The sequence below is a fragment of the Paenibacillus eucommiae genome, assembly GCF_017874215.1.
Taxonomy (GTDB): Bacteria; Bacillota; Bacilli; order Paenibacillales; family NBRC-103111; genus Paenibacillus_AI; species Paenibacillus_AI eucommiae.
On record NZ_JAGGLB010000020.1, the window covers coordinates 178,486 to 197,049 of the forward strand.

The window sequence follows — 18,564 nt, forward strand, 5'->3', positions numbered from 1 at the left end:
CAGCCACGTCCAAGCACATTGTGTATGGTTTTTCACCTGCATTCTCCCGCTTCAGCCACGTGCAAGCACATTGTGTATGGTTTTTCGCCTACATTCTCCCGCTTCAGCCACGTCCAAGCACATTGTATATGGTTTTTCACCTACATTCCGCCACTTCGGCCGCTCGCAAGCACTTTGTGTATGGTTTTTCGCCTACATGCTCCCGCTTCTGAGTGGGCATGCCCTTCTAATTGACAACATTGCTCGCTCCCCCCCGCCCCCTGACATCCGCCGCTTTTTGCATAGGCCTACTTTCTAAGTTCAAGATGCAACAATGGAAACGGTCGTCCTGAGCCATCTACTTCCGAGCGTCCTGTCTGAACAAAGCCATATCGTTTGTAGAAGGCACTAGCCTTCTCGTTTTGCTCGTTAACATCAACCTTGAGCTCACTGCCTTTTATTTTTTCGGCAAATTGGATTAAGCGGCTGCCTATCCCCTTTCCGTGATACTTAGGGTCAACGAACAACATCTCAATATTTACACCATCAAGACCAATAAACCCGGTCGGTTCTTTATGCTCGTTTAACTCCATCCAGACTTCAGCTGCTTTTAACGCCTGATTTTGAACCAGCTGCTTGTAAAATTCAATATCCTCTTCCGTCAAAAAAGTGTGCGTATGGCGCACAGCCTGATACCAAATATCGACTAATTGATCATGAGCTTTTTCTTGGTAAGCAACAATTTCCTTCATATTTACACTCATTACTCCTCTCACTATCCCAGGATTCCATTTGATTTCATTTGATTGGAATTATTAAATATATTAACTCTATTCCCACCCAACAGCAAGTCAGAAACGGACAGCCAGCAGGCGTCTGGTTCCTGACGGAAAGGGACAGTGATTTTACTTTCCAGTAACATCACAAAAAGAGGAACCCATGGCTCCCCTTACCAAGTATTGTTTATTTCATACAAATTTGAAAATACTGTTCGACATCTTGGCGAAAAGCTAGCTCGGAATCCGGCGGCGCATACTCTTAATAGGCAGCCATCATACGAATATAATCTCTAGCAATTTTGAGATCCTCCAGAGCATCCATCGCTGCACAAGGCGCAGGTCTTTCCCCGCGGACAGCTGCCAAAAAATTTCTGGCTTGATTACGCATCGCAGCTATACTAGGCATGACAGGCTCCGTATAAGTAGGTGCGTCTTTGCCATTATCGCGCATAACTGTGACCTTACCAGCAACTTGCCGTACGAGCGGAGCAGGCAGCTCTATTTTAATAAAGCCATGCTCGAATGCCACCAGAATACCTTCATGCCACTCCACAGTTGTGCTGTACGGGGCCATCTCTAATGTAACGCAAACTCCGCTGGCGCTTTCTCCTGCAAGCAATATACCGGACCGATCTGCATAAGTCACCTTATAGCCTTCACCCAGCAGAAAACGAATGGCATTGACCTGGTGGATATAGTAATTGACGAAAATGTCATATTTATTACCGTTCACTTCATCAAATTCTTGTGGACGAGGCTCCCATTCGCATGGAATCATAGGTTCATCCGTACCCAAGGGCTGATCCGCTCCCGAAATCCAATCGCCAGGAGGCATTGTGACGCGCACGTAGTTTAGCTTTCCAAACTCACCTGACTGCTTCCACGCTTGAACGAGCTTCTGCGCATATTCCATAGCCAGATCTGACCGTTTATGGTAACCAACCATATGCAGCACGCCCAATTCTTCACCCAGGCTTGCCAATTTCTCACCGGCATCGACGGATAACGTTAGCGGTTTTTCGGTAAAAACCGGGATGCCTGCACGTAAAATATCCGGGATCAAGATACTATGTCTCTTATAGGGCTGGGCGGCAACAATAGCATCAAGTCCTTCATGCTTGAGAAGCTCTTCATGATCAGCATACACATGCTCAATTCCATAACGGGCAGCAACCAGCTCAGCCAATTGCGGACGAGGCTCTGCCAAAGCAACGATCTCACATTCATCCTTCAACACCGAATAGTTGGATAGATGCGCCATCTGCCCCATTCCACCACTTCCAACAAAGCCTATTTTCAATTTTTTACTCATCTTCGTATCACTCCTGATTTCCTAAATTTTCAAATACATACAAGCCATCCTTGCCTGGCGCCACCAGATCCGTCAACCCATTCCCATTCAGGTCCTGCAGCCAAAAGTAGATGCCACAGCCCGCAGCCTCACCCGGAGGTCCGTAATCAATGACATGCTTCTCGAAGTGCCCACCCTTTATTTTAAAATAATAAATACCCACGTTATCGAACGCACCAGGATCGCCGTCATTGTGTGCCCTGTAGCGTTTGCCGGTTATTAGCTCCAATTCACCATCAAGATCAATATCAACCAGCTGTAAATCATGGTATTGGGAACAGGTCGGATCGATTTCATGCTTCAGCCAGCTGCGATTTCCTGCGGCATCTACGTGCTGCTCATACCAATCGAGCCCATAATCATGGGCCTGCCCTACAATTAAATCTGTCAATCCGTTTCCTGTTATATCCAACGTAACAATAGGCACACTAGCCAAGCCTAATGAAAATTCGGGATGAAATACCCAAGGCGTCTGAAAAGGATTCTCCGGCTGCTCCAGCCAGCCACCGCTCAAAATTACATCGATCCGTCCATTTCCGCTGATATCGCCAAATCCCAGACCATGCCCGCTTGGCTGCTCACCAATAACAAACTTATCGAATTTGCCTGTGCCACGGCCGTTTGCATCCACTACTAATTTATAAAAAATCTGCGCAGCTCCTGGCGTGTTAGGGAAAATTTCGGGTACACCACAGCCGTCAATATCGATAAAACGTATCGTCTCAATACTTCCAATTTCATCAATATCGATCGTTTCCCACTCTCCGCCTGCTGCGCCCGGGTTGCGGCGCCATTTCAGGGTTCCCCCCCACCAAGCACCTGTAATTAGGTCCAGATAACCGTCCCCGTCAACATCCAGAGGGTAATCGGAGAAATCGTCATGATACTCATGAATCGCAAGAATGTCACAAATTTTATGCTTTTTGGTGAAATCCGGCCCCTCATACCAGAACTCACCGCTAACAATATCCAGCTGACCATCATTATTTACATCAAACACGGAGCAGGCTTCAAACTTTGCAGGATCTATCAATCTTTTCTTCCATTGAACTGTCAAGCCGCTTCCTCCTCATGAGCATAATAAACGACGAACATCATCGTAAGTACAGCTTCATCATAGCGAAAAGAGACGGTTTACATAAGAAAGAAAGCAGACATCTTGTTACGTTTTTCAGACATAATGACTCTTAATTCGTCCGAGATGTAGTATGATTAGGTAGACCATTAAGCAGATTAAGCTGGAGGTGTTCAGACATGCGAGTAGCCTTTGACCAAATTGAGCTTGAAGTGAATCATCTTGGTTATGTAGCCCCAAAGCCGGGCTGGTATATAGCGCCACATTCCCATCAGCAATACGAGATGCACTTTATTACGAGAGGAAAAGGGATTAACAAACTTAAAGAAGGTCAGGCGGAGTTTTATCGCAATGTGGTTTATATGGCTCCGCCAGGGGAAGTTCATGAACAATTTTCCGATTTGAGCGACCCCATGGAAATTTTCTTTATCCCTTTTTCCATCTCTGGCTTGCACAAGGATTTGCCGCGCATTTACGCACCGTTTCCGCTGATTCACAATGAATTGCTAACGATTCGCCAGCTGCAGGAGCATGTTGGGGCTTTGAATTTGTTTCATGTTCAAATACGGCTGATCGAGTTAATTTGGAGCATCATTTCGCCACAGATCGAGCTGCAAAGAGCAAGGGAGCTTGGTGATTCAGCCAGCACCTCCTCCCAAATCCCTTCGGTGTATACGTCTTCACAGCAAATTGTAGAGAAAGCCCTTCTCTATATTCATAATCATAAGCTCGCAAATCCTGCAATTGAGGAAATCGCAGCCGCTTGTCACATAAGCTCCAGACAACTGTCCAGAGTATTCTCTAAATCGATGCACTCCACCATCCACGAATTTATTCAGCATGAACGATATTTATGGGCCTGCCGGGAATTGCTCCAAACAAATAAAGCCATCGCAGAAATCAGCGATGAGCTTCATTTAGGGTCTAAGCCTTATTTTTCATCTTGGTTCAAAAGCTTTGCCTTGAAAAGTCCCAGCCAGTTTCGTAAGGAGCAGGAGCGGAATTAGCCTTTCACACTACCAAGCACAATGCCTTTAATAAAATACCGCTGCAAGAACGGGTATACGACCAGAATCGGCAGCATGCCAAGGAATATTTGTGCAGTCTTCACGCTTCTTTCTGTAACATCGGCAATCGTGGTCAGATTGGTCAATTGCGAGAGATCCGGCTTCACCACGATCGTCTGCAAATAGGTTTGCAACGGGTAATGCTCCGTCCGATCCATATACAGCAGACCGTCGAACCAACTGTTCCAATGGCCCACCATCGTAAATAAAGTAATCGTCGCTAACGCAGGCAAGGACAGCGGCAAATAAATTCGTGCCAATATAGTAATATGCCCCGCTCCGTCGATAAAGGCAGCTTCCTCCAGAGCCTTGGGCAACCCCCGGAAAAAGTTAAGCAATAACACAATATGAAATACCGCAACTGCACCAGGCAGCACCAAAGCCCACATACTGTCTAGTAAACCATAAGTTCTAATCGCCATATACGTGGGTACAAGCCCGCCGCCAATTAACATCGTAATCACAAGATACCAGACATACATCAGGCGCAAGCGGAAATGCTCCGGTTCCTTGGACAACGGATAAGCCGTTAGAATGGTTAGTACCATACTGATTGCCGTCCCGAGGAGCAGCCTTTTGATAGACACTGCAAATGCTGTAACAAAGGCGGAATCCTTTAAAATAAAAGTATATGCATCTGTATTAAAGCCAACTGGCCATAATTTCACAGCGTTCGCATCCACTGCAGCAGAATCGCTTAGTGAGACAGCCCAGGTTTGCACAAAGGGCAAAATACACATAATACCCACACAAATCATACATATATAGTTAACCCATACAAATAGTTTTCGAGAATAAGAGTTGGATTCGATCATACGCAAAACACCCGCCTTAACTAAAAAATTCGATAATTTGCATACTTATAAGCCAACCCGTAGGAGGTAACAATCAGAAAAAAACTAATGACCGACTTGAACAGCCCAACAGCTGTTGAAACACTGTACTGCGCATCCATAAACCCGATCCGGTACACCAAAGTATCGATAATATCTCCCGATTGATACACCTGCGGACTATACAAAATAAACACCTGTTCAAATCCGGCATTCAGTACGTTCCCCAAGCTCAGCACGGCCAGCATAATAATAATCGGCGCCATGCCTGGCAAGGTGATATAGATCGTTTGCTTCCAGCGATTAGCTCCATCCACATATGCGGATTCATACAAAGCAGGATCGATACCCGTCAAGGCAGCCAAATAAATAATCGTGGCAAATCCAAATTCCTTCCAAGTATCCGAAATGACAAGAGTAAAAGGAAACCATTTATAGTCGCCCAAAAAGAACACAGGATTAATCCCCAAAGCACCAAGCATATTGTTCACAATACCGTCTTGAATGGACAAAATATCGATCAGAACGCCACCTAGAATAACCCAAGATAAAAAATGCGGGAGATAGATTAACGTTTGTACAGATTGCTTGATCCATTTCGTTCTCATTTCGTTCAATAGGAGTGCAGCTGTAATCGGTACGATGAGCCCTAGTATAATTTTCATAACAGCAATAAACACCGTGTTATATACGACCTGGAAAATTTCGGGCATATTCAGCATGTACACAAAATTGTCCAATCCGACCCATTCCGATCCGAACCAACCCCGATTAGGTACAAACTTCTGAAAAGCAATCACCACACCTGACATGGGCACATAGCTGAATAAAAAAACAAAAATTATAGCTGGTATCATCATGATGTGAAGCGGCAGCTGTCGTTTCCATACTTTCATTCGTTCCACTCCACTTCTTTGCAAAATATGGCATAGACGTTTGCAGCGTCCTTTGATGTGAGTGTTCCTTAAATCAATCCGTGCAGCGGTAGGAGCAAACCTTTACATGTGGACGCTATCGCTTTTTCCACCTGTTTGCCCGTCTGCCCCTTTCCTCTACACACTTTCATCGTTCAAGAAGCATTAGCAAATGAATCATTCAGCGGTTGGATCACCATTTTATTTCACATTTATTTCACAGCGTCAGCCCATTCATTGACTTCCTTGGTGATTTGCTCCCCGCCTTGCTTATACCAGTCCGATACAAACTTATCGAATTCCTCAAGACCTGCTGTCCCCAAAATAATTTTGGTTATCATCACCTTTTCCATCTTTTCAAGGCTTGCCATTTTTTCTACCATTGCAGGTGTTGAGCCGCCTAGAAATGCGGTCATATTCAACATGTCACTTTTTGTATAGTTATCTATAATTTCCAGGCTTGAATTGCCTGATCCGAAAACCCGGTCATAACCCCAATCGGCCACATCATCTTTCTTTTCCTGCCACTTTTTAATTTTACCGTAGTAAAATTTTTGATCCGTATCTAATTTCGAATCGTCTCCACTAGCTAGAGCGGCCGCAATGGCACGATGGTCATTCAGATTCTTCTCTGCAGGGGATGCCGTAACAATCGCATATGGATAATATAGAATTCCCGTGTCTACATTGCGTGATAATCCTGGCTCAGGATTGTACCAATTTTTTTCGATCCAGAAATTCATCAATAGAACCAAAGCTTGCGGATGCGCATAGCCTTTTTTAATCACGTGATATTGGTCGGATAATCCGCCTACCTGAACCTTGATGGGAGCCCCATCGATAGAAGGAATCGGGTAAGCCTTCCATTCTGCGTTGGGATCATTTTTCTTGGAGCCATTATTCGCATATAAGGGAGCGGCCATATCTCCAAAAAACAACCCTAATTTACCCGCTGACATGGTTTCAAACACTTTGCTAAGATCCTTGACGCCGAATTCCTTATCCATCAAGCCATTTTTGAACATTTCGGCCAGCTTGGCCAAACCAGGTTTCATCTCGGGAAGCGTGCTGCCGTATACAAGCTTGCCACTGCTGTCTTTCACCCAAGAGCCGGGAAAAGCATGGAATCCGTTCAGCAAGTTGCCTATGTTAGGTGAACCCATATAATTTAATTCCTTCGACATGCCGATGCCAATCGTTTTCCCGGAAGGGTCGCTGTCTACAAACGCCTTGGCTATTTTCACCACATCTTCCATAGTCTCTGGAGGTGTCAGGTTAAGCTTCTTCAACCAATCTTCTCTGATCCAGAGCACGCCTGCGCTGTCAACCGAGCTGCTCGTAATAGGCAGCGCATACAGCTTGCCGCCATAGGTGGATGCCCTCATTGCATTACCACCGTCTGCTGTCATCATAGCCTTCGTATTTTCACTGGCATACTGCTCATAGGCCGCACTCAGGTCTTCGATCATGTCAGCCTCTACCAATCTTTTCAACTGTGCTCCGCTTACGACAGCCAATTCCGGAATTTCACCCGAGGCGACGGCCACATTCATTTTATTGATATACCCTTCGAGATTACTGACGACCCAGGCGTTTTTAACTCCGATACCCAATTGCGCCAAATACGCATCGTAGTATTGGTTATTGTCAATCGACCTGCCCTCTTCAAATTTCATGCCCTCTGTCGATCTTCCTGTCGTAATTTCAATAGGCGGGTCAAACTTGCCTTCCGGGGAAATTGCTGCTGGTTTTACCGTCGTGACCGGCTTCTCGCTCGCTCCAGGCTGTTCATTCACTTTCTTGTCCCCACTGCTGCATGCAGCTAACAGCACCAATGTGGATAAGACAACCAGCATCACCGCTTTTTTCAAGCTCCTTGACCTTGCTCCATGTTTCATGTAAATCCCCCTCGCAATCCTATTTTTCATTTTCTGACAATCCTAATTATAGGTTTTGGAGATGCCTCAAACAATAAAAAAGCGTTGTCATTTTAGCATTCCATTGCTGTCTTTTCGTTCATCTGAAAACTGAAGTCTGAAGACTCTTGGCTTGTCCTACTCTGTTATTTTCTGCTTGCTTCTTTGAAATCCACTGGTGTAACCCCAACATGCTTTTTGAAATATTTGCTAAAATAGGACATATTGTCAAATCCTAGCACCCCCGCCACATCTTGAATTTTAATGTCGCCTGAGTTTACTGAGGACAGCATTTCCTTGGCTTTGGCGATTTTGATCTGGATAATCCGCTCGGCGAGCGAACAGCCACTGATCTTATTGTACAGTCTGGACAAATAGTAAGAGCTCAAATGAACCTGCTTGGCAAGCTGGTGCAGGGACAGATCCCCATCAAGGTGCGTAAGGATATGCTGATCGATTTTATCGATGATTTTGGTTTTCAAATCGGTACGCTCCAGCTCCATTTGTTCAAATATAAACTGGGAAAGCTTACTGTAATAGGTCAGCAGATCGTCCCAGTTCGCATGAGCCTGATAATTGCAGAGGAGCGTTAAATCCATTTGCCTCTCCAAGGCGCCGATTAATTTCCACTTGTTCAGATAGGTCAGGAACATCGCAGACATAGCGCAGAAAACTTCCATCTGCTGCGTAAAGCTCACAAAAACAGATTTCTGCACCACACTGAACAGCGCGCGCAATTGCTTGGCAAAGCCATCCAAATCCCTGGCTTCGAGCTGCGCCTTCAGCTGATTGATGCTGCGCTCTACCAGCGCATTCTCGTTAAGCAGCTCAGGATGAGAGGGCGCTTGTTCCGCTCGGTCGTCAATTACAATTTCATCCTCCAATCCAATGCCCCGCTGAAGCACGTCATACATCAGGTGATACTCTTGCTGCAGCTTCGACCACGCTTTAACAGGCTGCGACAAAATAAGCGAGATGGACAGATTCAGCACATGTCTGACCGATTGCTGCACCTTCTCCAGCATCTCACCGATATACCAATGAAGCTTGCTGCTTCCATACAGAGCTCCATCTCCGTCAGACCCGCTAGCTTGAATGATCCAAACAATATAACGCTCATGCTTCGTTGAAAACAGCTTGCAGACAGGCGTTAAATATTCCTGGGCAATATTAGAAACGGCATATTCCAGCAAAATGCGGTCATTCGGGGAAAAATGCTCCGGCCAGCGGTCAATCCTTCCCATCATCAGTAATACATCGCCATCAACCCGAAGGGGCAGCTCCAAGAAATCCAGCTGTTCCTGCAAATGCGCAGCCTCAGCTTCGTCAAAGCCGCCCTCGATCAGCTTCACAAAGAAATCTTTGCGCAGCAGCGGCAGCGCTTCCTTGTACTGCAGCTTCGCCTTCTCCAGAATCTCACTATTATCTATGTCCTGCTCCATATCATTCAACGCGCGCCGCACCACAACCGTAATCACTTCAATATCCGCGGGCTTCAGCAAATAGTCATAGCTCCCCTGGCGCAGCGCAAAATGCAAATATTCATAATCGGAATAGCCCGACAAAAATACAATCGTACAGCGGCGCCATTGCTTACGCACAATTTCCGCAAGCTCCAGGCCCGTCATGCCTGGCATTCTAATATCGGTCATCAGAATATCGATCCGGCTGTGCTCCATAATTTCCAGCGCCTCTTTCGCGCTGTAGGCCTTCCAAACAACCAGCTCATGCTCCATCTCGCTGAGCATGCTGCACAGCCCCTGGACAATAATCGGCTCGTCGTCGACGATCAAAATGGTGTTCATCGTTATCCTCCTTCGATCAATCCGGGTGATGCTGCTTTACTAAGATGCATAGTAACCGTCACTCCACCGGTATCATTCCCCGTTAGCCGTACCCCGCAGCCGCTACCGTACAGCAGCCTCAACCTGCGGTGTACATTATAAATGCCATGAATGTCGCCTTCCGCCCTGTTGGATGACAGCCCGGTGTTCAGCTCTTCCAGCTGCCCGGCCTGCATCCCCCTCCCATTATCTGTAATAGAGACCGTCAATTGAGCTGAATCGCAAGCCAGCTTAACGCTCACTTCACCATCGCTTTCTGTGTTCTCAAGGCCATGAACGAAGGCGTTTTCCAAAATAGGCTGGATGATCAGCCGCGGTACGACCCAAGCGGACAAGTCTCCTTCCACGATAAATTCGCAGCTGATCCGGCTGCCGAATCTCAGCTGTTGAATCGAAGCATAGGTTTTGGCATGCTCAAGCTCAAGCGCAAGATCGACCATGTCGGACTTGTTGTACGTGATAAACTTGAAATAGTCGCCCAAATATTTGGACAACTTCTTGGTACCCTCTGTATCTTCCGCATGGGCCATCATATATAAAATATAAAGGCTGTTATAAAAAAAATGCGGGTTAATCTGCGACTGCAGCTGCTTAAGCTCGGCCTGCTGGCTGTAAATCGTCTTTTCATACACTTGCTGAATAAGCTGCTTGAGATGCCTTACCGTTTTATTAAACTGCATATACAGGTACTGGAACTCGTCATTTTCTTTTCGTTCAATCGTTACTTCCAAGGAGCCGAGCTCTACCTTTTTAAAAGCGGATACCATTTTTTTTAACGGAGTGTGAATCAGCCTGTATATCATATAGGAGGAGGCGAAGACGATAATGATGGCGAACAGGGTTAAATACCAGTACCATTTCTGAAACGAATAGACCGGATAAAGCACATCGTTCTCAGGGAGGATCATCATTAATCCCCACTGCAGCAGGTCGGAGGTTTTTTGGAAAATAAGGTAAGGGCTGCCTTCGATAATAAGCCGCTGCTGCTTGGACATATACGGATTTATGATCGACTCCAGATCGATCCCTGGCACATTTTTATAAAGCGTCTGCTGATTATAATGATCGACTAAATACGTCGCACTGTTCGGATAGGATTGAAAAAAATGGACCTCGCGCCCTAAATCTATCATAGACAGCTCGATCACCAGCACAAATTGCGTACGGGTCGTATTGGGAAAACCAATTGGCAGCAGCAATCTCCCGTCCACATACACCGAGTGTAGTGGGGATTCGCTTACCATTTTCAACGCCTCATATTCATTCTCGTCCATCAGCTCTACGGCTGACATGGAGGAAAGTCTTTTGTTGATGTTGGGCATGATCACAAAAGCTTCTTTAATAAACTTGCTGGAGCTGGCCAGCATCGCGATCTTATACGATAAATCGTTAAACGCTTTCGTTTTCTCATAATCATTCAGCGACTGAGACCGGATGCTCAAATCGTTCAGATCAGGATCGTTAATAAAAGCCCGCTGCAGACCTACAATTCTTTCAATTTCCGTTTCAATAGAATTCAAGGCATAGTCCGTCTTTTGCTCCATGGAATTTGAAATTTCATTGCGGACGATGTCTGCAGCGCGCTGATTCATTACTAGGCTTATCACATAAATAGGAATTGTAATAAAGAGAAGCGTACCCACCAGTTTATAAAAAATAGTCAACTTAGGCTGTTTGTCTGATGGGCTGCGCACATTCATTCCTCCATATAGTAACGTTTATCCCCAAGGATTTATAACGGCAACTCCCATAAAACCCATTGGCGGAATCTCTGTCTTTATCTCCAAATAACCGAAGTGTTCATCACGGTGATAGACAAAGTCTTCCACCTGCACCGCAGAAGCTTGATCATGCTGCAGCAGCTCTATTATACTACAGATCTGGATCTCTGGATTCAGTTGAATTTGCGGGTTTTTGATGGGATCCATGCTGCCATTTTGCACAGTAATGACCAGCCTTTTGCTGTCCGGGGAAACCCTGCAGGACATGTAGACGTCAGGCTGACCGCTCATTGTGGCGTACAGAGCATTGCGGTTTACCCAAGCCAAGCTGCTTGCGAATTGCTGCTGACGCGCATAGTTGTAAATAAGCTGCTTGCTGTAGCGGGCACTGGCCAAATCAAACGGCAGAAGGCAGAATCTCTGCTTATTGGCGTTCTCATAATGAATGACCCCAGGAAACAGCCGCTTATACCGAAGTCCCATAAACTCAGTAACAGAAATCGCGCCAGCTTTTAATTCACATTCAAAAAATGAAACATCCCCACCTGCTACAGACCACATATACTCACCTGCATATTTGCCGCAAACTTCCGGATCGGTGTATTGCTCGAACGAGGGAGCTTCCACTGGTATCAGGGATGTAATTCCAATATCAATCTTTCGTGCCATTAACCAATGGGCCGCAGTGCCATCAATCAGCGCACCTCTCCTCAGCAGGGCCTCCAGCTCGGTATCACTTAGGCTTGCTGCATAAGAGCCGGTTAACACAACAGCCCCTTGCTTGTCTTCATAGCTGATTGGGATACCCATGCGAGACAAATATTGCAGCACTACAGGTTCATCCGGCCAGGACAAGTTGAAGTCTGAACCCGCTTCAGGCAGCGTCATATGGGCCATATTGTAAGGAACCAGCACGGGTTGAACGCCATGGCTTACATAGCCCTCGGGACAAAATGCACTAATGGCCTCATAATGGGCTTGCTGCCTTGATATCTTGCTCACATAACCGTCTTCCAGCTCCGGTGACAGAGAAAAGTGCAGCGAATAGCTCAATAGCCCCGGAAAGCCCGCTGCTCTCAAACCTTGATGAAAAGCATGCAGCATAGCGGCCGAGCAATGAAACCTGCTCTGAGGATAAGTATCCCCTTCGGCCACAATCTCCACATCCGTATCCTTCACCCAATGCTGCTGAAGACGTGTATAGGCGATGATCCAGCCGATATGATGGGACTCCTTGGACCAATAGGGTGCGCCAATGGTACGCAGGAAGGGCCTGGTTTCTCCGGCAAGCGTCTGCAGCAGCTTATCCATGGTGATCCCTTCGTGGCTCCAATGGGACATGACGGCACATAATCCGAGCCGTGCCGCGGGGTTCACGGCATGAACTGCCTTCTCCAATCTGCCGGCAAAAGCCAGTAGACTGTCGCCCATTACCTCCAGCCACTGCGTGCGCAGCAGGGATGGTTTCCCGTGCAGCACTGCTGCAGCCAGCTCCTCACGGCTGATCTCACGCCCAATCCGCTGCCCCATGGCTTCCATATGGAGCGGACAAAAGCAGCCAACCGGCGCTTCAGGAGCATGCAGATGCAACCGGAAGTCATCATCGAGTACAAGCAGATCTACTCCGGATTCTGCTATCAGGCTGTATCCTTGACAAACATACGCGATGAACTCAGGATCTAAGGGGCAGTATACGCCAGAAGCTGTCTTCCCTTCTGGCCCTACAACTTCCTGAAAGCGGCGGGCTGCTCCGGTAAGCAGAGAACCTCCGTGACCGATGCTGTTGCCCCAGTAAGCAGCCTCGATACCATGCCCGCCGAACAACGCGATCAGCTCTTTCAGGATAAGCGCTTCTTTGCGATACACCTCCAGCTCAGGCAGGTGGCCTTCATGAATGCTGGAAGCAAGAAATACCCGTCTTACATTCATACTTTTCATTTGCTGCAAATAGGCATCCCACAAGTTTTCCCTAAAAGGTTGTATATGCATCGGAACACTAATCTTCATTTGCCTGACCCCACTATTCATTCTTATGGCCTTATTGTGTTCGCTCATCCAGCTAAGTAATCGCCACAGTTGTTAATGCTCCAGCGTTTGTAACAGATATTTTATATCTGGTGTTGTCAGGCGCTTTGAGAATAAAGCCTTCTCCTGCAACATCAAAGGCACGGTTAATGTTGTTAATGAAAGCATTGGAATAGGGAAGCTGTCCTGCCGGACGCAGCTGCAGACCTGTGATGTACAGGGAGCCTACCTCCGCGGTCAGCCGGAAGCAGGCGAATACCGCATCCACGGGCACCGTGACAGCTTTGGTCACCAGCGTCCACTGGGTGGTGCTGATTTCGCCAGCTCCCAGCATCAGTGTCTCTACGGTCGAGGCTGCCGTGCCATTGGCTTTAAACCATAAGATTTTCACGCCGACCTGGGAGCCGCCGCTGCTATATTTGGCCCACGCCTGAAAAGCCGCCTCGGCCCCCGAAGGAACGAGGAAACGCGCAGAGGTGATATAGCCCACGCCTATTGCATGCATTTCGATACAGCTCAGGAAGCCCGATGGCACGTCAGCCGTATTTTTCTTAACATAATTAGCTCCGGTTCCATACACCGGCGTCCAGATCCAGCCCGTATTCGGGTTGATCGTTGCTGCCGTGGACATGCTTTCGCCTGTCGTATCGACGTTAAAAGCCAAATTAGTCTGATCCTGCTGATCATCTACGGTTACCGTTTGGAGTGCAGAACTGATAGTGAAGAGAAAGCGGGAATCCTCTACATGTACGCGGTCCCGGTTAGAAGCAGCAATATAATTCGGCTTCCACTCCTCAAATCTGGATTTCTCGATACGTATCTTATAATTAGGCGCGCCGCTCAATCCAGTGATAATAGCAGCAGTCGAACTGCTGCCTGCGCCGCTGCCGCGATGGGTGCGAAGCTTCTCCAAGTACAGCCGGCCAACAGCACCAGACTCTATAGTGAAAAGAGGCTGTGAAGCTCCCCCCTGAAACCCGCCCAACACTTGATGGATATAAGCGTCTCCCGTTATAACTCCCCAGGTAGAAGCCGCTTCGATCACGCAATCCAGCAGCGAAAAGTTCGAGCCCTTGAAGGCAAAGCCATCCGTGCTGGTCGTCTTTAACAGCTCTGTGCTTACGATCGACAGCTCTGTTTGTTTATTGTAGAAACAATAGGCAGCCGCAGCATCGTAAGGGGCTCCAGGCCATTCAAAGGGACCGCAGTCGAGGATACCGCCGATAATTTTCAGAAATCCGTTCGGCTGATTGAGCACTAGGCAGTTTTGTACGGATCTGCAGTTCAGACCGATAATAAAATTTTCACTTTGCGGAGCATCATACGGCGCGGGATCATCCAGGTAGGAGCCGAAGTGCAGCCCTACAAGCGTGCGGTTAATTTGCATGCCATACACCTGATTGTTTTGTGCGGGAGAACCTACCTTCGAATACCAGTGAACTGCGCATTTGTAGTTGGTGTTAAATCCACCGGCAATTTGGATGTTATACAGCCTCAAATAAAAACCAGTGATTTTCAATATGCAATCCTTCATTGAGACAGTATCCGTGCTTTCACTAATTCCTGTTAACCAGTATCCGTTAAAATCAATTTTCTTGTGGGCCCCCGTTATTTCCACTGATTTGACATTGTAATCACGCGTGAAAATAACAGGCTTGCCAGAATCAAACGCTGCCTGTACGGCGTCCGTATCATCTACTCCACTTCCTACTTTGTAAAAGTCGGGAGAAACCGACGCCCCTCCCAAATAACTGTCAACCCGGTCAAAATTCGCGTTCATATCAGCCAAAACGAAAGGATCCGATTTAGCCAGCTTCAAGTTCGGGGTTAATGTCGTCGCCGCTTCCGCTACTTGCGGGAATTTAATGCCATTAACGGATGCCGCTATTCCCATCACTCCAAGTGCAGCCAGCATTTTTCTCCTGCTCATTTTCTTTCCCTGCTTTGTTCCCTCTTGTGAATTTTCTTGAACACCTACTTGAACACCCTCGAGAGAGTTTTCTGGAGCAACCCCCTGAGAACCTTCTGGAGAACCTTCTGGAGCGCCTTCCTGAGAACCTTCAAAAGAGACTTCACGCTCGACTTTGATCGTCATCACTATTCCTCCCGGATTGTATGTAATTTACGTATATCTCCCTACCACCTCTATCTCATTTCTCTGTGATTTTATTGTATAATACGGCAAAATTCATAGGCAATAACAATAATTAGTGATCCTGACATTCTGTTGCCCAGTTTGCTTTCCTTACAGCTTCCTTTATTTAACTATATGAATACTTTATCGCTTCATCGCTGTAAATCACTTAGATTTCTTCCGCCCACAGCCCTTCCCTCTCTCTAGCTACAATCGCACGAATCGCACGAACACCAAGCTCAAACGGACATCCAGCAAGGATTTTTCTCTGGATGGAAGGAGATTTCCCCGCGGGCCAAGTCGCTGGGACTGAAGATCGGTCCCGCCAGCGGGCACAACAGAGAGGATCTACTACTTTAGCGAACTTTAACGATGTTTTTCATCGTTAAAAGCATAAAGTCCCCTCCACATCCTTACTTTAACGATGAAAATCATCGTTAAAATCCCTTCTAACCGCCCCTGAGAGGCCATCCGCCCTCTTTTAACGATGAAAATCATCATTAACGTGACGGATTGACCTGGAATTCTTATTTTAACGATGAAAAACATCGTTAAGTGGCGTACGCTCATTTCAGCGGAGGGCGGGCTGGGCTGCTACTAACGCGCGTCCTCCCCTGATCCCCAATGTTGTCAGGTTAACATAGTTCAGGTTAAGCTTTCCCCAATTAGTAGGCAGGCCCAATCCGAAGCGGCAAATGTAGGCGGAAAACCGCCTACAATGTGCTTGCGCGAGCCGAAACTGCCGAATGAAAGCGAAAATCCAACTACAATGTGTCTAAGCATGGCCGAAGCGGCCAAATGTAGGTGAAAAATCGTACACAATATGTTTAGCTACACTGTGTATTCGGGAATTTTCACTCCTTCACCCAGAAAACTTATACTTTCTAATAGAGCCAGTACAAAAAAGAGCCAAGCAAGTAATAATCTGCTTGACCCCGCCCCTATGGAAAACATAATGCTATTGATCATCTCCAAATATTCGCTTCAATTCATTTTCTATTTTCGCACGGTCAACCATCGTTCCCAAGCCTCCTTCAACAAACTTTGTCCAGGAATTGAATAATGGTTCGCTTGAATCAGCAAAATAGGCCGCCATGTTCCTTTTTTCATCTTCAGTTGCAGCCAGATTGTCTACTACTAACTTTATATAAGTTTCCCGTTTGACTTCGGGATCCGTTTGGCTCCACTCGTACCATATATCATTCATTTTTTTTATGCTTGCGAAATATTTGTCAAAATCAGCTTTGCGATTTTTCCCATAATCACTGACAGAACGATTCCAACTTTCGAATAAATACCCATTGTATTCATCCCTCAATCTCATGATATACGCTTGATCATCCTTGAATTCATTTAATAGCAGCAAATGATTCCTTTTATCTTCCATTGGGAGCGATTTATTGTTTTCGTCATTATAAATTCTCACTCCGCTGCCATATAAATCATTCAGATACAAATAACTTTCTACTTCCAAAGCATTGATTTGCTGATCGTTTATTGTTCTGATCACTTCATCGCTTCGAATTTCGGTGTCCTCCATTACATTGTACAGCCTATAGCTCGATCCTACGCCAGGATAGAATAGATTCGATACATATAACTCCAGCGTTCCATTCATGGTCTGAGTCCCGGTTGCATACACAGACACTTTTGCTCCAGGATTGTCAAACGACCCAATCAAGCCTACTTCTGCTGCTTTGACATAACCTTGTTTTTTTATAAGATATTCGCTCTCAAATATATCCAAGTCATTGGAAAGAGCATACCTTGAATGATGCTTCTCATCGGATGCATCCCGGGGAACGTAATAGTGGACCCGATAATAACCATCACCTGCTTCCGCCAATTCCACATTAGCTCCAAAACTGATCCGATCCACAACCTCGGACATTTCTTTGCTGCTATAGATCGGCGAGTACGTTTCTCTGACATAACCAACTTCTCTGTTTTTCTGTCCGGAGGAGTTCCATGCACTTCCCTGTTCAGCATTCGTCGGTATGATCAACGTAGGTGTCAGCGTCTCGTTCATCACCACATTTATTTGTTCAAACTGCTCATGGGGATTAACTGCGCCCATGGAAAAATAAACAGAAAGATCCGTTTCCAAAACACTGCCATCCTCAGCCATGATCTCCTCAGGGAAATAAAGCGCGCTAAACGTCATCGGATTCACATAGTAATTGCCTTTCTCCATTCCGTTATATCCGATTTCAAGGTTATTACCACTAATTTGATATTGATCATATCTTTTGCCGCTGGGCATCGTCTTCTCCATAGATAGAATCGGAACGGGAGATCCTGTTTGAATATAATACAAGTTCATCGTATTCTTCTCCGAAAGCGCCTTATTGAATCTTACGGTAAGTTTATGACTATCCCCCGAGTTTTCTGGAAGATAAGTAATGGTGACGCCTTGCGGAGCCTTTACAACTCCATAGCAATAATACGGAAGAATGAGCTCTTCAATGGCCAACTGACTTTCCGAATTATTTCTGCATCCTGTTATTAGGAATACTGCGGCAAATATGAAGAAGACATTTAACGAAATTACTCCAATGTCTTTTATTTTCACTTGATAACCTCCAGCTTTCGGCAAATAGAATTAATTTGGGATCTATAGCAATACTTCCATCCTCATTATATTGCAATGCCCATATATTTGAAATATTTAAATATAAATACATTACAAATATTATCGCTAACATCGCTACGTACAAGTGCCAGGTTCAACTCAGTGTAGGCTAACTGTTCCAAGCTATTCTTCCGAAATAAAAATGCATTGGGTGTCCTTTGAGCTGGGTGTTCTTTGAGGTGAGTGTTCTTTGAGGTGCGTGTTCTTTGAGGTGCGTGTTCTTTGAGGTGCGTGTTCTTTGAGGTGCGTGTTCTTTGAGGTGCGTGTTCTTTGAGGTGCGTGTTCTTTGAGGTG

General features: G+C 46.2%; 13 protein-coding genes. 1 reads left to right on the plus strand and 12 read right to left on the minus strand.

The window, feature by feature from the left end; translation table 11 throughout:
• Positions 1 to 287 precede the first annotated feature (287 nt).
• From J2Z66_RS25815 to J2Z66_RS25825, 3 genes are all read right to left on the minus strand, one after another.
• Positions 288 to 731, minus strand: a complete 444-nt coding sequence (locus J2Z66_RS25815; protein ID WP_376774478.1) for an acetyltransferase — start codon at positions 729 to 731, stop codon at positions 288 to 290.
• Between the two features lie 286 nt (positions 732 to 1,017).
• Positions 1,018 to 2,070: a Gfo/Idh/MocA family protein gene (locus tag J2Z66_RS25820; RefSeq protein WP_209975617.1), complete on the minus strand. Its 1,053-nt coding sequence runs from the start codon at positions 2,068 to 2,070 to the stop codon at positions 1,018 to 1,020.
• A gap of 7 nt (positions 2,071 to 2,077) precedes the next feature.
• Positions 2,078 to 3,166, minus strand: coding sequence for an FG-GAP repeat domain-containing protein (locus tag J2Z66_RS25825; RefSeq protein ID WP_209975618.1), 1,089 nt, complete (start codon positions 3,164 to 3,166; stop codon positions 2,078 to 2,080).
• 197 nt (positions 3,167 to 3,363) lie between these two features.
• Here J2Z66_RS25825 and J2Z66_RS25830 point away from each other — a divergent pair, with 197 nt between their 5' ends.
• Positions 3,364 to 4,191, plus strand: a complete 828-nt coding sequence (locus tag J2Z66_RS25830) for an AraC family transcriptional regulator (protein ID WP_209975619.1) — start codon at positions 3,364 to 3,366, stop codon at positions 4,189 to 4,191.
• Here J2Z66_RS25830 and J2Z66_RS25835 read toward each other — a convergent pair.
• The 9 genes from J2Z66_RS25835 to J2Z66_RS25875 form a co-directional block, all read right to left on the minus strand.
• Positions 4,188 to 5,066: a carbohydrate ABC transporter permease gene (locus J2Z66_RS25835; protein ID WP_209975620.1), complete on the minus strand. Its 879-nt coding sequence runs from the start codon at positions 5,064 to 5,066 to the stop codon at positions 4,188 to 4,190. The two genes, J2Z66_RS25830 and J2Z66_RS25835, sit on opposite strands and share 4 nt — an antisense overlap.
• A gap of 20 nt (positions 5,067 to 5,086) precedes the next feature.
• A complete protein-coding gene (locus tag J2Z66_RS25840; RefSeq protein WP_209975621.1) occupies positions 5,087 to 5,980 on the minus strand; it encodes an ABC transporter permease in 894 nt (297 codons plus the stop codon).
• A gap of 230 nt (positions 5,981 to 6,210) precedes the next feature.
• The gene (locus J2Z66_RS25845) at positions 6,211 to 7,896 is read right to left on the minus strand and encodes a type 2 periplasmic-binding domain-containing protein (protein WP_209975622.1); all 1,686 of its coding nucleotides are present in this window, start codon (positions 7,894 to 7,896) and stop codon (positions 6,211 to 6,213) included.
• 164 nt (positions 7,897 to 8,060) lie between these two features.
• A complete protein-coding gene (locus tag J2Z66_RS25850; protein ID WP_209975623.1) occupies positions 8,061 to 9,719 on the minus strand; it encodes a response regulator transcription factor in 1,659 nt (552 codons plus the stop codon).
• 2 nt (positions 9,720 to 9,721) lie between these two features.
• Positions 9,722 to 11,452 (minus strand): sensor histidine kinase, encoded by a 1,731-nt coding sequence (locus tag J2Z66_RS43885; RefSeq protein WP_209975624.1) that lies wholly within the window; start codon positions 11,450 to 11,452, stop codon positions 9,722 to 9,724.
• Between the two features lie 24 nt (positions 11,453 to 11,476).
• Positions 11,477 to 13,486, minus strand: coding sequence for a hypothetical protein (locus tag J2Z66_RS25860; protein WP_209975625.1), 2,010 nt, complete (start codon positions 13,484 to 13,486; stop codon positions 11,477 to 11,479).
• Between the two features lie 52 nt (positions 13,487 to 13,538).
• Positions 13,539 to 15,599, minus strand: a complete 2,061-nt coding sequence (locus tag J2Z66_RS25865; RefSeq protein ID WP_209975626.1) for a hypothetical protein — start codon at positions 15,597 to 15,599, stop codon at positions 13,539 to 13,541.
• A 997-nt stretch (positions 15,600 to 16,596) separates the two neighbouring features.
• The gene (locus J2Z66_RS25870; protein ID WP_209975627.1) at positions 16,597 to 18,210 is read right to left on the minus strand and encodes a hypothetical protein; all 1,614 of its coding nucleotides are present in this window, start codon (positions 18,208 to 18,210) and stop codon (positions 16,597 to 16,599) included.
• Between the two features lie 65 nt (positions 18,211 to 18,275).
• Positions 18,276 to 18,564: hypothetical protein (locus J2Z66_RS25875; protein WP_209975628.1), on the minus strand; the 289-nt coding region annotated here is incomplete at its 5' end.

What these genes read in the sequence shown, in the direction of transcription:
- J2Z66_RS25815 (WP_376774478.1), bottom strand. Translation starts at nt 731, where the DNA reads ATGAAGGAAATTGTTGCTTACCAAGAAAAAGCTCATGATCAATTAGTC.
- J2Z66_RS25845 (WP_209975622.1), bottom strand. Translation starts at nt 7,896, where the DNA reads ATGAAACATGGAGCAAGGTCAAGGAGCTTGAAAAAAGCGGTGATGCTG.
- J2Z66_RS25865 (WP_209975626.1), bottom strand. Translation starts at nt 15,599, where the DNA reads ATGACGATCAAAGTCGAGCGTGAAGTCTCTTTTGAAGGTTCTCAGGAA.
- J2Z66_RS25840 (WP_209975621.1), bottom strand. Translation starts at nt 5,980, where the DNA reads ATGAAAGTATGGAAACGACAGCTGCCGCTTCACATCATGATGATACCA.
- J2Z66_RS25850 (WP_209975623.1), bottom strand. Translation starts at nt 9,719, where the DNA reads ATGAACACCATTTTGATCGTCGACGACGAGCCGATTATTGTCCAGGGG.
- J2Z66_RS25860 (WP_209975625.1), bottom strand. Translation starts at nt 13,486, where the DNA reads ATGAAGATTAGTGTTCCGATGCATATACAACCTTTTAGGGAAAACTTG.
- J2Z66_RS25835 (WP_209975620.1), bottom strand. Translation starts at nt 5,066, where the DNA reads ATGATCGAATCCAACTCTTATTCTCGAAAACTATTTGTATGGGTTAAC.
- J2Z66_RS25830 (WP_209975619.1), top strand. Translation starts at nt 3,364, where the DNA reads ATGCGAGTAGCCTTTGACCAAATTGAGCTTGAAGTGAATCATCTTGGT.
- J2Z66_RS25820 (WP_209975617.1), bottom strand. Translation starts at nt 2,070, where the DNA reads ATGAGTAAAAAATTGAAAATAGGCTTTGTTGGAAGTGGTGGAATGGGG.